The 13371-nt window shown below is 67.4% G+C and carries 13 protein-coding genes; 7 read left to right on the forward strand and 6 right to left on the reverse strand.

Annotated elements, in window-relative coordinates; translation table 11 throughout:
- Positions 1–397: 397 nt before the first annotated feature.
- Positions 398–1840: an O-antigen ligase family protein gene (locus tag ACNSTU_RS14565; RefSeq protein WP_418212545.1), complete on the reverse strand. Its 1443-nt coding sequence runs from the start codon at positions 1838–1840 to the stop codon at positions 398–400.
- Entirely contained in the window at positions 1780–2718 is a 939-nt protein-coding gene (locus ACNSTU_RS14570; RefSeq protein ID WP_418212546.1) for a lysophospholipid acyltransferase family protein, read from the reverse strand. Before ACNSTU_RS14570 ends, ACNSTU_RS14565 begins: the two co-directional genes overlap by 61 nt.
- Positions 2719–2816: 98 nt before the next feature.
- Here ACNSTU_RS14570 and hldE point away from each other — a divergent pair, with 98 nt between their 5' ends.
- Entirely contained in the window at positions 2817–4247 is a 1431-nt protein-coding gene (gene hldE, locus ACNSTU_RS14575) for a bifunctional D-glycero-beta-D-manno-heptose-7-phosphate kinase/D-glycero-beta-D-manno-heptose 1-phosphate adenylyltransferase HldE (RefSeq protein WP_418212547.1), read from the forward strand.
- Here hldE and ACNSTU_RS14580 read toward each other — a convergent pair.
- Positions 4232–4942, reverse strand: a complete 711-nt coding sequence (locus ACNSTU_RS14580; protein ID WP_418212548.1) for a 3-deoxy-D-manno-octulosonic acid kinase — start codon at positions 4940–4942, stop codon at positions 4232–4234. The genes hldE and ACNSTU_RS14580 overlap by 16 nt on opposite strands.
- Here ACNSTU_RS14580 and ACNSTU_RS14585 point away from each other — a divergent pair.
- Both ACNSTU_RS14585 and waaA read left to right on the forward strand, forming a co-directional pair.
- Positions 4934–6043 carry a glycosyltransferase family 9 protein gene (locus ACNSTU_RS14585; protein WP_418212549.1) on the forward strand — a complete coding sequence of 370 codons (1110 nt, stop codon included), beginning with the start codon at positions 4934–4936 and terminating at the stop codon, positions 6041–6043. The genes ACNSTU_RS14580 and ACNSTU_RS14585 overlap by 9 nt on opposite strands.
- A complete protein-coding gene (waaA, locus tag ACNSTU_RS14590; protein WP_290635735.1) occupies positions 6043–7311 on the forward strand; it encodes a lipid IV(A) 3-deoxy-D-manno-octulosonic acid transferase in 1269 nt (422 codons plus the stop codon). Before ACNSTU_RS14585 ends, waaA begins: the two co-directional genes overlap by 1 nt.
- 4 nt (positions 7312–7315) lie before the next feature.
- Here the strand turns inward: waaA and ACNSTU_RS14595 are convergent, their stop codons facing one another.
- Positions 7316–8503, reverse strand: coding sequence for a UbiH/UbiF/VisC/COQ6 family ubiquinone biosynthesis hydroxylase (locus tag ACNSTU_RS14595; protein ID WP_290635737.1), 1188 nt, complete (start codon positions 8501–8503; stop codon positions 7316–7318).
- A 15-nt stretch (positions 8504–8518) separates the two neighbouring features.
- Entirely contained in the window at positions 8519–9181 is a 663-nt protein-coding gene (locus tag ACNSTU_RS14600; protein ID WP_290635739.1) for a protein-L-isoaspartate O-methyltransferase family protein, read from the reverse strand.
- A gap of 278 nt (positions 9182–9459) precedes the next feature.
- Here ACNSTU_RS14600 and ACNSTU_RS14605 point away from each other — a divergent pair, with 278 nt between their 5' ends.
- The 4 genes from ACNSTU_RS14605 to ACNSTU_RS14620 are packed head-to-tail and all read left to right on the forward strand — an operon-like array spanning position 9460 to position 11828.
- Entirely contained in the window at positions 9460–10182 is a 723-nt protein-coding gene (locus ACNSTU_RS14605; protein ID WP_290635741.1) for a MotA/TolQ/ExbB proton channel family protein, read from the forward strand.
- Positions 10172–10570, forward strand: coding sequence for an ExbD/TolR family protein (locus ACNSTU_RS14610; RefSeq protein ID WP_290637240.1), 399 nt, complete (start codon positions 10172–10174; stop codon positions 10568–10570). The genes ACNSTU_RS14605 and ACNSTU_RS14610 overlap by 11 nt, the downstream gene beginning before the upstream one ends.
- 1 nt (position 10571) lies before the next feature.
- Entirely contained in the window at positions 10572–10979 is a 408-nt protein-coding gene (locus tag ACNSTU_RS14615; protein ID WP_290637238.1) for an ExbD/TolR family protein, read from the forward strand.
- A 3-nt stretch (positions 10980–10982) separates the two neighbouring features.
- Positions 10983–11828: an energy transducer TonB gene (locus tag ACNSTU_RS14620; protein ID WP_418212550.1), complete on the forward strand. Its 846-nt coding sequence runs from the start codon at positions 10983–10985 to the stop codon at positions 11826–11828.
- A gap of 134 nt (positions 11829–11962) precedes the next feature.
- Here the strand turns inward: ACNSTU_RS14620 and ACNSTU_RS14625 are convergent, their stop codons facing one another.
- Entirely contained in the window at positions 11963–13321 is a 1359-nt protein-coding gene (locus ACNSTU_RS14625) for a DegQ family serine endoprotease (RefSeq protein ID WP_418212551.1), read from the reverse strand.
- Positions 13322–13371 lie beyond the last annotated feature (50 nt).

Consider the following 13371-nt stretch of genomic DNA (forward strand, 5'->3'; position numbering starts at 1 on the left):
TGCCCCGTTGGTGTTCACAGAAGATCACGGCGCGCTCTTCACTGCTGAGGTGTCGGTATCCAGTATTCATCGCAACAGCCTACCTCCGAAGGGGTCAGGTGTTGCACTTGAAAGTTGAGCCTAAGCGGTTTCCGGAAGAGGTTCTTCGGGTTGCCGTTATCGTCGGCTTTCAACGATGCCAAGGTTGCGATGATGGTGGTATTCGCGGCTTTGAGGACACGGTTGTAGAGGAAACCGAGTTCAAAGTCGATGGCGACCCTCGAGTCCAGGCTGGCTAGGCTGACGGGGCCACTATAAGGGTACGAGCAGTAGAACGGAGCCGCTTCGATGCGGCGAGACTTCGCCCGCCGCCTTTGGTCTGTGACGTAGCGTGAAACACGCTTGAATGGCGTTAGCATCATCTGCCTCCTTGGCTCGGATGAGTGAAGGTGCCAGCGCATGCAGGTCCAAAAACCGCCGCGAGGTAGAACCAGGTCACCTGCGACGTCCAGTAAGTCTGGGTTAGCCCAGCAACCAGGAAAAGTAGCAGCGCAAGCATGGCAAAGGGTGCGATTGGGGGGCTGGTGTCAGGGTTCGCATGCCTTATGGCGCGCAGGTACTCCACCGTGAACCAGCCAATTACCAGCGCTCCGAGTATGCCGAACCGGATCAGTACGTCGATGTAGATGTTGTGAAAGTGATGAGGTGCCGCCCTCGCAGAGCGCTCGGGCAACTCGGCATTGTCGCGTACGAAGCGTGAGCCGTCTGTTCCATGGCCAAGCAGGCTGTGATCAAAGAATGCACTCAACCCCACTTGCCACTGGTTGAGGCGGATACCCATGCTGCGATCCTGGAAGAAGCCAGTCTCGGGGTCAGGACCCGCCATCAGGGCCTCCACGTCTGTCTGCACCCGTCCAATCGAATGATCCACGACGCCGCTGTAGACGATCGCCGTCGCTATTCCAATGGTGATTGAGGCAGTGGCGAGAGCGTGGGGCCACCGCAGCGTACTGTGGTACAGAGTTCGCCAAGCAGTGAGGCCGCACCAGACTGTTCCCGCTACTGCCAAAGCAAGGAATGCGCCTCGCGCTAATGAAATGAAAAGTCCCTGGATCGCGGCAAGGGCGACGACACCCCAAAGCGTGTAGTGAGCGACCCGACGTGCAGTGGTGTAGACGTGGCGGTGTACCGCGCTGCCGAATACCATGGCGGCGATCAACGCCGTGGCGCTGAGCAGACCATAGAACTGTACGTTTTCCCCGGAAATGTCTGCGCGTCCGGAGTGCGTGAAGAACCAAGGCCACCCGGCTGCTGACATATGGTAGAGCGTCCCCAGGACGAACGCGGCGAACAGGATGACATAGGCGTTATGAGGCCCCAGTCTGCTTACGGCTACGCCCCAGGCCACCAGCGGTATCAGGAACAGGCGTGAGAAGCGCCAGAGATGAGTGGTCTGCTCTTCCAGCGGAACCCCGACAGCAGTGGCTGCGTAGATCATCGATGCAGTTATGGCAGCGATCCAGGCCAGAGTTGCCCAAACGATCCGGTGACGTAATGCTTCCCTCCAGACTTGGGCGCCCGCGGTGAGAAAAGCCAAGAGTAGCAGTCCGCCACCTATGTTCTGTCCGGCCTTGGAGACACTCACGGAGAGTAGCAGCAGGATGCACCCGGCCGTCGCGAGCCAGCCGGATACTCGTAAGAACAACGAATGATGTTCGGGTGTTGAGCAGGGGGTCGTGTTCGCCGATGCCGTCACATCATCTCCCTGTTTTCCATGCGTGTTATCCATAAGTGGAGTGGTTAGGTCTGATACAGATTGGTTTCGGGCGATGCCTGCCGCTTGAACCGCCGATGCATCCACAGATACTGCTCCGGATAGCGGCGCACGGCGTCTTCGACGATGCGGTTCATGCGGGTGGCGTCCTCGACGTCGTCCTCCGAGGGGAAGTTCTCCAGCGCGGGCTGGAACTCGATCAGGTAGGTGCCGTCGTCCTTGCGGAAGAAGAATAGTGGCACCACCGAGGCCTTGGTCATCTTCGCGAGCCGGCCGAGGGCCGTGATCGTCGCGGCCGGCACGCCGAAGAACGGGGCGAATACGCTGTGCTTGCGGCCGTAGTCCTGATCGCCGGCGTACCAGATGGGCAGGCCCTTCTTCAGAGAGCGAAGCAGGCCGCGGGTGTCGTCCTTGGAGACGGCGTCGTTCACGTTGCGGCGGCGGGCCTTGAGCATGGCGTTGTCCATGACCTTTTTCTTGTTCATGGGCTTGTACATGGCGACCATGGGAATATCATCCGGCAGCCGCCGCGCGGCCAGTTCTACGCTGAGAAAGTGCCCGGAGAGCATGATCACCGGTCGGCCCGTCGCCAGTGCACTGCGGATGTGCTCCTCGCCACGCACCTCGAACGGGATCCGCTCCACCTGTGGGCCGCCGAACCACCCCAGGGCCGTCTCGACAACGGAGCGGCCGGTGGCGCGGAAGTTATCCCGCACCAGGCGTTCGCGCTCATCCGCCGACTTCTCCGGGAAACACAGCTTCAGGTTGCGCCGGGTGATCTCACGCCGTTCCCGGGCAATGTGGTACGCCAGCCCGCCCAGGGCGCTGCCCACGCGAAGCCCGAGGCGATAGGGCAGCCGGGCGAGCAGCCACAGCGCCGCGACCGTGGCCGTCTGGCCCCAGTTGTACGGATGCGCAGGGTGCTCTGGGTAGTGCTGGCGCTTCTTGCGTTTGCGTTTCGCCACACAGGGCTCCGATTCAGTGCGTTCGGGGCGGGAGTATCGCCCAGCGAGGCGCTCAATTCTGTAAAATGCTGCGTATTTTCCACGGGCGGAAGACGCAGATGCAACTCACGTTACCGGATTTCTCACAGGCCCGGGTGCTGGTCGCGGGCGATCTCATGCTCGACCGCTACTGGCACGGCAGCACCGGCCGCATATCGCCCGAGGCCCCGGTGCCCGTGGTGCACGTGGGCGGTGTGGAGGAGCGGCCCGGCGGGGCGGCGAACGTGGCCCTGAACGTGGCGGCGCTCCAGGGGCACGCCCAGGTGCTAGGGCTTACCGGGGACGACGCCGCCGCCAACACCCTGGAAGCGCGCCTGGTCGAGCAGGGGGTGACCTGTCGGCTGCAGCGGGTGGCCGGTCACCCGACGATCTGCAAGCTGCGGGTGCTCAGCCGGCGGCAGCAGTTGCTGCGCATGGATTTCGAGGAGCCCTTTGCGCCGGCGGACCGCAGCGCCATGATCGCCCCGTTCGCGGAAGCGGTGCGCGAAGCGTCGGTGGTGATTCTCTCGGACTACGCCAAGGGCGCGCTGGCGGAGTCCCGCGCCATGATCGACACGGCCCGCGACGCCGGCTGCCGAGTGCTGGTGGATCCGAAGGGCACGGACTTCGCCCGCTACGCCGGGGCGGACCTGCTCACCCCGAACCTCGGGGAGTTCGAGGCGGTGGTCGGCCCCTGCCCGGACGACGACACTCTGGTGGAACGGGCCACGGGGCTGCTGGCGGAGTACGGTTTCGGCGCGCTGCTGGTCACCCGCGGTGAGCGGGGCATGACGCTGGTCACGCGCGACGCGCCCGCCCTACATCTACCGGCCCACGCCCGCGAGGTCTATGACGTCACCGGCGCCGGCGACACGGTCATCTCCGTGCTGGCGGCAGCGCTCGCCGCCGGGTCGGAGCTGCAGGTGGCCACCGCCCTGGCCAACGTCGCCGCCGGGTTGGTGGTGGCCAAGGTGGGCACGGCCACGGTCACCCAGGCGGAGCTGCGTCACGCCCTCCACGGCCTGCGCGAGGCGGATCAGGGGCCGGTGGACGAGCCCCGTCTGCTGGAGCTTGTGGCCGATGCGCGCGCCCGCGGTGAGCGGGTGGTGTTCACCAACGGCTGTTTCGATCTGCTCCACGCCGGCCACGTCGCCTATCTGCAGCAGGCCAGCGCCCTGGGGGATCGCCTCGTGGTGGCCGTGAACGATGACGCGTCCGTGTCGCGCCTCAAGGGGCCGGAGCGGCCGCTGACGCCCGTACAGCAGCGCATGGAGGTGCTCGCCGCGCTGGCGGCGGTGGATTATGTGGTGCCGTTCAGCGAGGACACGCCGGCGCGCCTGATCGGCGCGGTGGTGCCGGACGTGCTGGTCAAGGGGGGCGATTACGACCCGGAAGCCATTGCCGGCGCGGATGTGGTGCGGGCGAACGGCGGCGAGGTGGTGGTGCTGGATTTCGTCGATGGGGTGTCGACCACCGGGATTGTGGAGCGGATTCGTCAGTCCCGTCCGTAGCCATCCATCAGCGCCTCCCAGCCGCCCTGGGCCGCCGCCTCCACGGTGGGGTCCTTGGCGATGGAGCGGCGCAGCCGGTCGAGGTTGGCCTGCTGCCATCCGGGGTCGGGGCGCTTGAGCTGCCCCTGATCCCAGTCGATGAGCCAGGGCTGATCGCGGTCGTCCAGCAGGATGTTGCGCACGTTGAGGTCCGCATGAAAGGCACCGGCCTCGTGGCACTGGCGGATGGCAACGCCCACCCGATGCCAGGTGCGGGTGCCGGCCATGCCGGCGTGGATGCGCTCATCCAGTGGGGCGGCGCCGGGAATGGTGGCGGTCACCAGATCCGCCCGGTAGCCAGGGCCCGCGCGTACCGCGCGCGCCGCCACCGGTGCCGGCACGGGCAGGCCGCGGCGGCGCAGCTCCGCCATCAGCCGCCATTCCCGGAACGGCCGCGTGCGCTCGCGGCCCGTCCAGACATAGACATCCCTGGCGAAACGCGCGACGATGCCCCCGCGCCAGTAATGGCGCAGCACCATGGGTGTGTCGGCGCAGGTGAAGAACCACGCACTGTTGCGGCCGACGCTGCTGCCGGTGACCAGACCACGGGCGTGCAGCGTCTGCGGGTCGAACAGCCACGCCGGCAGGGGATCCACGAAGCGTGGATCATGGATGGAGTGCGTCGCCCCGGATTGTTGTACGACCTGATGGTTCATACCCCAGCCATATCCTTCGCCGAACCTCCGGAACGGCTGTGCCTGTTCCGGCTCTCCGCCATCGGTGACTGCTGTCACATGGTGCCCGTGGTGCGCACGCTGCAGGCGGCGTGGCCGCGCACGCGCATCACCTGGATCATCGGCCGTACCGAGGCGGCACTGCTCGGTGATCTGGACGGCGTGGAGTGTATCACCTTCGACAAGAAGGCCGGCCGCGCCGGGCGCCGCGCCCTGAAGGCCCAGCTCGCCGGCCAGCGGTTCGATGCCATGCTGCTCATGCAGGTGGCGCTGCGTGCCAGTCTCGCCTCCCGTGCCGTGCGCGCGCCGCTGCGGCTCGGATTCGACCGCGACCGCAGCAAGGATTTGCACGGGTTGTTCGTCAACCGCCGCATCGCCCCGCACCCGAAGGCGCACGTCATGGACGGCTTCTTCGATTTCCTGCGCGCCATGGGCCTGCACGAGCGCGTGCTGCGCTGGGACGTGCCCGTGCCGGCCGACGCCCGGGCCGCTGCCGAGGCCCTCATCCCCGACGACGCCCCCACGCTGGTGATTAGCCCCTGCAGCAGCCAGCGCTTCAACAACTTCCGCAACTGGCCCGCCGAGCGCTATGCCGCCGTGGCGCGCTGGGCCGTGCGCGAGCAAGGCATGCAGGTGCTCCTCACCGGCGGGCCCAGCGACGAGGAGCGCGCCTACGCCGAGGCCATTCAGCGGGAAGCGGGCGTGCCCGTCATCGACCGCATCGGCCAGACGTCGCTCAAGGAGCTGTTCGCCCTGCTGCAGCGGGCCACCGTACTGGTATCGCCGGACTCAGGCCCCGCGCACATGGCCGTGGCCGCCGGCACGCCGGTGGTCGGGCTCTACGCCACCTCCAATCCATGGCGCACCGGGCCATATCTCAGCCAGCAGTGGGTGGTGAACCGCTACCCCGAGGCGGTGCGCGCGGAGCTCGGCAAGCGTGTGGACGACATCGACTGGGGCCGGCGCGTGCGCAAGCCCGACGCCATGGAGCTGATTACCGTGGACGACGTCCTCGAGCGCATCGGTGCGCTGCTCGCCACCGCGCCGCAGGACCGTCTCACCCTGCCAGCGGAAGGTGCGTGATGCGGCACGTCTACAGCGCTTTGCTCTACCTGTTCACGCCCCTGTTGCTGGGCTATCTCGCCTTGCGCGCATGGCGGGAGCCGGACTACCAGGCCCAGTGGGCGCAGCGGTTCGGCCTGCGGGCGCCCGATGCGCCGCGCGACGCCATCTGGGTGCACGCTGCCTCCATGGGCGAGGTGCAGGCGGCGGCGGTGTTCATCCGCCAGCTTCGTGCCACCTACCCGGAGACGCCGCTGGTGGTCACCACCATGACCCCCACGGGCGCCGCCCACGTGGCGCGGCTGTTTGGCGAGGGCGTGCACCACGCCTATCTGCCGTTCGACTATCCCCACGCGGTGGCCGGTTTCCTCCGGGCGCTGCGCCCGCGCATGGCGGTGATCATGGAGATGGAGCTCTGGCCCAACCTGTTCGCCGCCGTCAATCGCCGCGGGATTCCGCTGCTGCTGGTGAACGCGCGGCTGTCGGCGGCCAGCGCGCGGGGGTACCGGCGCGTTCGGCGGCTGATGGCTGACGTGCTGACCTGTCCCACGGCCATCGCCGCCCAGACCCGCGAACACGCGCGGCGTCTGATCCACCTGGGGGCGCCCCCGGAGCGGGTGACGGTCACCGGTAATCTCAAGTTCGATATGACCGTACCGGCCAGCGCCCGGGAGCAGGGTGAGGCCCTGCGCGGCGCCCTAGGCAGCGAGCGACCGGTGTGGGTGGCCGCCAGCACCCGCGATGGCGAGGAGGAGCTGGTGCTCCAGGCCTACGACGAGGTGCGACGCCACCTGCCGGACGTGCTGCTGCTGCTGGTGCCGCGCCATCCGGACCGCTTCCAGCGCGTGGCCGCGCTGTGCCGTGACCGGGGCTACTCGGTGGTGCTGCGCAGTAGCGAAGCCCCCTGCGGGAGTGATGCCCAGATCCTGCTGGGCGACACCATGGGCGAGCTGTATGTGTTCTACGCCGCCGCCGATGTGGCCTTCGTGGGTGGCAGTCTGGTGCCCCTGGGCGGGCAGAACGTGCTGGAGCCCGCTGCCCTTGGCCTGCCGGTGCTGGTCGGGCCCCATACGTTCAATTTCGAGCAGATCGTCCAGCAACTGGTGGCGCGGCGCGGGCTCTATCAGGTGGCGGATCCGCACCTGCTCGCCGACGCGGTCATCGAACTGTTGGAGCGTCCGGAACAGCGGGCGGACATGGGGCGGCGGGCGCTGGGGCTGATGGAAGCCAACCGCGGCGCCACCGAACGGGTCATGGCGCTGGTCGACACGTTATGGGAAAAGGCCTGACCGGCTAGCCCCAGAGCGGCAGGCCCATGGCGTGGCGCATCACCTGTTTGCGGCCCGTGGGCGCCTTGTCGGCCAGCCTCAGCACGCCATTGCCGATGCGCGTCAGCATGCCCGGCTCGCGGGTGAACAGGCGATGGAACGCATCGGTGGCAACCATCATGGTCAGCGCCCGCGCGCGGTGGCGATGCTCGTATTCAGCCAGCACCGCCGCCGCGCCGGGATCCCGCCCGCCCGCATGGGCGGTGTGGATCACCTGCGCCAGCGTCTCCACCCCCTGCAGGCCCAGGTTCAGACCCTGGCCCACCAGAGGGTGGATGGCGTGGGCGGCGTCGCCCACCAGTGCCAGGCGGCTTGCCGTGTAACAGGCCGCGTGCTGGCGGCGGATGGGGAAGCTGGCGCGGCCGAGTACGGCGGTAATGCCGCCCAGGTCTTCCGGGAAAGTGTCGACGATCTCCTGGGCGAGCATGTCGTCGTCCAGGGATTCCAGGATGCGGATCGCGTCGGGTCGCCCGTACCACACCAGCGACGCCCGGTTGCCGGTCAGGGGCAGAAACGCCTGCGGGCCATCCGGGGTGAATCGTTGCCAGGTCTGATCCTGCTGCGGCAGCTCCGTGGCCACGTTGATGATGAGCGCGCGCTGGTCGTAGTCGGTGTGGTGCACGGCAATGCCCGCGTGCTCCCGCACCATGGAGCGGGCGCCGTCGGCGCCCACCAGCAGCCGCCCGCGCAGCGTCGTGCCTGATGCCAGCCGCACCGTGACGGCGTCACCGTCGTTGGTGATCGCTTCCGGCGTCTCCGGGGCCAGCCAGTGGACGTTGGGCTGTTCGGCCAGTGCCTGGTAAAGCCCCGCCTGGATGACGCTGTTCTCGACAAACCAGCCGAACCAGTCATGACCCGTCTCGCGGGCATCGAAACGGGTCTCGCCGCCGCCCTGATCCCACACCCGCAGCCGTCGGAACGGGCACACGCGCACGTTGGTCATGAACTCCCACGCGCCGATGCGCTTGAAGAGTTCCGCGTTGGCGATGTTCACGGACGACACGCGCAGATCCAGCGGCGCCTGCGCGTCTACGTGCGGAGCGGGCTGGCTTTCGACCACGGTGACTTTGATCCCGTCCCGGGCGAGCAGCCCGGCCAGGGTGGCACCAACCATGCCACCGCCGATGATGATGACGTCCGCATCGTCCGTCATGGCGATTCAGCCGTGCTAGAAGTCGAATGCGCGGGTGCGCGGGGCGTTCACCAGCGTTGGCAGCCAGGTATCGAACAGGCTCTCCGTGGACCACTGGTCCTCGGCTACGCGCGTGATCAGCAGCCCTTCCATGATCGGCGCCTCGCCGACGATCAGCACCAGTCGGCCGCCGATGGTCAGCGAGTGGTGGAAGCCCGTGTGCAGCTCCGGCAGGCCGCCGCTGACGATGATGGAGTCGTAGCGCTTGCCGTCGTCCCAGCCGGCGGCCGCGTCACCCTGCTTCAGGGTCACGTTGCGGATGGCCTCGCGCTGCAGCCGGTCGCCCGCCGTGTCGATGAAGTCCTGATAGTAGTCAACGCTGGTGACGTGATCGGCCATGTGGGCGATGCAGGCGGTGAGGTAGCCACTTCCGGTGCCAATCTCCAGCACCTGCTCGGATGGGTAGATCTCCGCGGCCTGCAGCAGCCGGCCCTCCTGCTTGGGGGAGAGCATGACCTCGTCGTGGCCGATGGGCAGGTTCATGTCGGAGAACGCCAGATTGCGCAGGTGATCCGGGACGAAGCGCTCCCGCGGCATGGTCTCCAGCACCTCCAGGACCCGCGGGTCCAGCACGTCCCAGGTCCGAATCTGCTGTTCCACCATGTTGAAGCGGGCCTGTTCCAGGTTCATCTCGCTCATCGCCATCTCCGCTGTGTCTTGTCCATCGTGGGGGTGGGCGGCGCGCATGTTGTGCCGCGCGCGCCCGGGCATCCGCTGTGCGTTATCATAGTAGTCTACGCTTCAGGCACGGGAATCCTAAGCAGATTTCCCCGGCCCGGCAAGCAGTTGAAGGGTGTCGTGGGCCTGCGTATTCCGGGTTATCCAGTTGCAAATGATTCGCAATTAGAATAGCCTTTTGACCCTCTTCATCCATCGAATTCCGCAAGGGATTCCGTGTTATTTCGAGGTGGTTTTCCATGGCAGACCCGGCCGCGGTGACGGCGCTATCGGATCGACTGGGCGTTCTGCTTGATCTCGGTGGGCCGGTCGTCGCTGTCCTGCTTCTGATGTCCGTGGTGGGCATTGCCATCGGCCTGCTGAAACTGTGGCAGTTCCAGCGCCTGCGCATCACGCGCCTGGGGTTCGTGAACGGCTGCCTGGACGAGCTGCGTCAGGGGCGTGACGACGCCGTGCTGGCGCGTCTGGCCGATGAGCGCAATCCCGCCGCACGGGTCATGGAAACCGCAATCCGCGGCCGCCGTGACCCGGACGTACCCATGGACCTGGTCCGCGAAGAGGTCACGCGCGTGGCCACCGGTTACCTGGACGCCCTGCGCAGCTACCTGCGCGGGCTGGAGGTGATCGGCTCCCTGGCGCCGTTGATCGGCCTTCTGGGCACAGTGCTGGGCATGATCGACGCTTTTCGGCAGCTCGAGGGTGCCGGCAGTCAGGTGGATCCGGCGCTGCTCTCCGGCGGTATATGGGAGGCGTTGCTGACCACCGCCGTCGGCCTGGCCGTGGCAATCCCGGCGGTCATCCTGCTCAACTGGTTCGAAGGGCGGGTCGACCGCTTCCGGCATCGCATGGAAGATGCGGTCACCCAGGTCTTCACCCAGGGCCTGCGTGCCGGCCACGCACCGGATGCGCAGGACCAGAGCGTGGCCAGCCTGCAGTCCAAACGCGCCGCTGATGCACATTGAGTACACAGACCGCCCGCGCCGCCGCAAACCGTCGCTGACACCACTCATCGACGTGGTCTTCATTCTGCTGGTGTTCTTCATGCTGGCGTCGACGTTTACCGAGTGGCGATCACTGGAGCTGAACGTTCCGGCGGAGGCCACTGCCCCCTCCGAAGAGGAGGCACCGCCGCTGGTGGTGCGTGTGGGTGACGACAGTGTCTCCCTGGACGGTGACGGCATGGCGCTGTCCGCCGTGGCTGACGCAATCGCGGACGCCATCAGCTCGGACCCCGAGCGGGTGGTGGTTGTACGCCCCGAGGGCGACGTGCCGCTGCAGCGGCTGGTGACCGTCATGGAGCGCCTCAACCAGGTCGACGGCGTGCGCATCAGCCTGCAGCGGGAGGACTGACATGCGCCTGCCTGCACCCAATCGCCGCGAATTCGGCGAGCCGGTCATCCCGCTGATCAACATCGTCTTTCTGCTGCTGATCTTCTTCATGCTGGCCGGTACCTTCACGACACCGGACCCGTTCGACGTGGATCCGCCCGAATCCCGTGCGGGTCAGGAAGCCGACGACGGCGAAGGGGTGCTGCTCCTTGGCGCCGACGGACAGTTGGCCTTTGAAGGCGAGGAACTCGAGGGCGACGACGCCCTGATCCGCGTGCTGGAGCAGCGGCTGGAGGAGGAACCCGAATTCGAGCTGCGCCTGAAGGCGGATGGCGCTGTCGGCTCCAGCCGCCTGCTGGACCTCATGGATCGATTGCGTGACGCCGGTCTGGAGCGACTGCTGCTCCTGACCACGGAGGGTGGTGACTGAGTCATGGGCGGCTTGCGTTGGCACCACTGGCTGATCGCGCTGGTTCTGGCGCTGGTGCTGCATCTGGCGGTGCTGGGGCTGTTCCGCGACGACGAGGCGGAGCCCGAGGACCAGCGCGCACCGGGTATCGAGATCACGCTGACACCCACGGCCGGTGAGCCGGACGGCGCGGAGGACGTGGAACCCGAACCGGAACCCGAACCGGAACCCGAACCGGAACCCGAACCGGAACCCGAACCGGAACCCGAGCCCGAACCCGAGCCCGAACCCGAGCCCGAACCCGAGCCCGAACCCGAGCCCGAACCCGAGCCCGAACCCGAGCCCGAACCCGAGCCCGAACCCGAGCCCGAACCGGAGCCCGAACCGGAGCCCGAACCGGAGCCCGAACCGGAGCCCGAACCGGAGCCCGAACCGGAGCCCGAACCGGAGCCCGAACCGGAGCCCGAACCGGAGCCCGAACCGGAGCCCGAACCGGAACCGCAGGAAGTGCCCGAGGGGCTCGAGGAGGCGGAGCTCGAAGCCGACGAAACCGAGGATCAGTCGGCCGTCGAGGGCGACCCCGAGGCCATCGCCTCCTACGGTGACGAGCTACGCACCTACCTGGATCGCCGCAAGAACTATCCCCGTCAGGCGCAGATGCGCCGTCAGGAGGGGGAGGTGATCGTGCGGTTCGTGGTCAACCGGGACGGCACGGTGGAGGAGTACGAAATTATCGCGTCCTCGGGCCACGACCTGCTGGACAGCGAAGTGGAAGACCTCCTGCGCCGCGCCTCACCGCTGCCCGCCGTGCCGGACGACCTCCCCGGCGAGCGCCACGAGTTCGAACTCCCGGTGCGCTTCAGCCGTTGAGCCGCCGGTCGCGCCGCTCGTGTCGGGGGGTGGCGGACCTGAAGGTCCGCCCTACGCCTGATGCGCCGCATCCGCCTTAGGCCGTAGGGTGGACCTTCAGGTCCACCACCCCAGGACAGGCGGAAACCTCCCGGTCACCGCAATACCAGGAACAACGCCCCGCTCCCGCGCTGGATGTGCAGCAGCAACTCCCGCTGACCGCTCGCCCGATCGCGGAACTCCGCCAGCGTGCTGACCGCCTGGCGATTCACCGACAGGATGACGTCGCCATCGCGTAGCCCCGCCCGGTGTGCCGGGCTGACCGGCTCCACGGACTGGATCACCACGCGCTGCTGGCTCTCGCGCCCCTCCCGCTGCTCGCTGACGCTGAACTGGGCGCCGCTGAGCCGTTCGCTGACGCGCTCGCCCTCCAGTATCACCAGCTCCGGTTCGGCGATGCGCACCTCCAGTTCCTGCACTTCGCCGTCGCGGCGGATGCGAAGGATCACTGTCTCGCCCACCCGCAGCAGACCGATGGCGTTGCGCAGGTCGGTCACTTGCTGCACGGAGCGGCCGTTCACCGAGAGAATGATGTCGCCGGTCTCGAGACCCGCTTCCGCGGCGGCCGAGCCGCTTTCGATCTGGGTAATGACCACCCCCGAGCGCTGGCTCAGGCCGAAGGCGTCGGCCAGCTCCGGCGTCAGGTCCTGGGCGCTCACGCCCAGGCGCCCGCGCTGGACTTCGCCGTGGGCGATGAGCTGGTCCATGACCGAGCGGGTCATGTTGGACGGGATTGCGAAACCAATCCCCACGTTGCCGCCGGCGGGGCTGAGAATGGCCGTGTTCACGCCCACCAGCTCACCGCGCAGGTTGACCAGGGCACCGCCGGAGTTGCCGGGATTGATGGAGGCGTCCGTCTGGATGAAATCCTGATAGCTGGTGAGCCGCAGCCCCGAGCGCCCCAGCGCGCTGACGATGCCGGACGTGACCGTCTGCCCGAGCCCGAATGGATTGCCTATGGCGACCACGAAGTCGCCCACGCGGAGGTTGTCCGAGTCGGCGAGGGTCAGTGCCTGGAGGTCGTCCGCCGGCACCTGGATCACGGCTACGTCCGTCTCGGAGTCGCTGCCCACCACCGTGGCGGCCAGTTCCCGACCGTCGGCGAGCGTGACCGTGATCTGGTCCGCGCGCCGGATGACGTGGTGGTTGGTCAGGATGTAGCCGGCTTCCGCATCGACGATGACGCCGGAGCCCAGGCTCTGGGTGCGGCGTTCCCTTGGCTGTTCGGGCGGGAGGTCAAAAAAGCGGCGGAAGAAGGGGTCCTGCAGCAGCGGGTTCTCTGCCACCAGCGCCCGGCCGGTGGTGGCGATGTTCACCACGGCAGGCGTGGTCTTCTCCAGCATGGGGGCGAGCGACGGCAGGGGCTCCCCGTCCACTGAGGCGGGGAGTTGCGCCCAGGTGCAGGTTGTTGCAGCAAACAGCATCGAAGCGGCGAACCACCGCAGTGCTTTCATCGGTCGCGTTCTCACGTTGGTGCGGCCCGGCCTTGGGCACCCCGTGCGCG

It is taken from the genome of Aquisalimonas sp. APHAB1-3 (genome assembly GCF_048323695.1).
Lineage (GTDB): Bacteria > Pseudomonadota > Gammaproteobacteria > Nitrococcales > Aquisalimonadaceae > Aquisalimonas.

Bases quoted from the DNA above. Each gene is read 5' to 3' on its own strand.
- ACNSTU_RS14605 (WP_290635741.1), top strand. From the start codon at position 9,460: ATGGCAGACCCGGCCGCGGTGACGGCGCTATCGGATCGACTGGGCGTT.
- ACNSTU_RS14610 (WP_290637240.1), top strand. From the start codon at position 10,172: ATGCACATTGAGTACACAGACCGCCCGCGCCGCCGCAAACCGTCGCTG.
- ACNSTU_RS14625 (WP_418212551.1), bottom strand. From the start codon at position 13,321: ATGAAAGCACTGCGGTGGTTCGCCGCTTCGATGCTGTTTGCTGCAACA.
- waaA (WP_290635735.1), top strand. From the start codon at position 6,043: ATGCGGCACGTCTACAGCGCTTTGCTCTACCTGTTCACGCCCCTGTTG.
- ACNSTU_RS14595 (WP_290635737.1), bottom strand. From the start codon at position 8,503: ATGACGGACGATGCGGACGTCATCATCATCGGCGGTGGCATGGTTGGT.
- hldE (WP_418212547.1), top strand. From the start codon at position 2,817: ATGCAACTCACGTTACCGGATTTCTCACAGGCCCGGGTGCTGGTCGCG.
- ACNSTU_RS14615 (WP_290637238.1), top strand. From the start codon at position 10,572: ATGCGCCTGCCTGCACCCAATCGCCGCGAATTCGGCGAGCCGGTCATC.
- ACNSTU_RS14580 (WP_418212548.1), bottom strand. From the start codon at position 4,942: ATGAACCATCAGGTCGTACAACAATCCGGGGCGACGCACTCCATCCAT.
- ACNSTU_RS14600 (WP_290635739.1), bottom strand. From the start codon at position 9,181: ATGAGCGAGATGAACCTGGAACAGGCCCGCTTCAACATGGTGGAACAG.
- ACNSTU_RS14620 (WP_418212550.1), top strand. From the start codon at position 10,983: ATGGGCGGCTTGCGTTGGCACCACTGGCTGATCGCGCTGGTTCTGGCG.
- ACNSTU_RS14585 (WP_418212549.1), top strand. From the start codon at position 4,934: ATGGTTCATACCCCAGCCATATCCTTCGCCGAACCTCCGGAACGGCTG.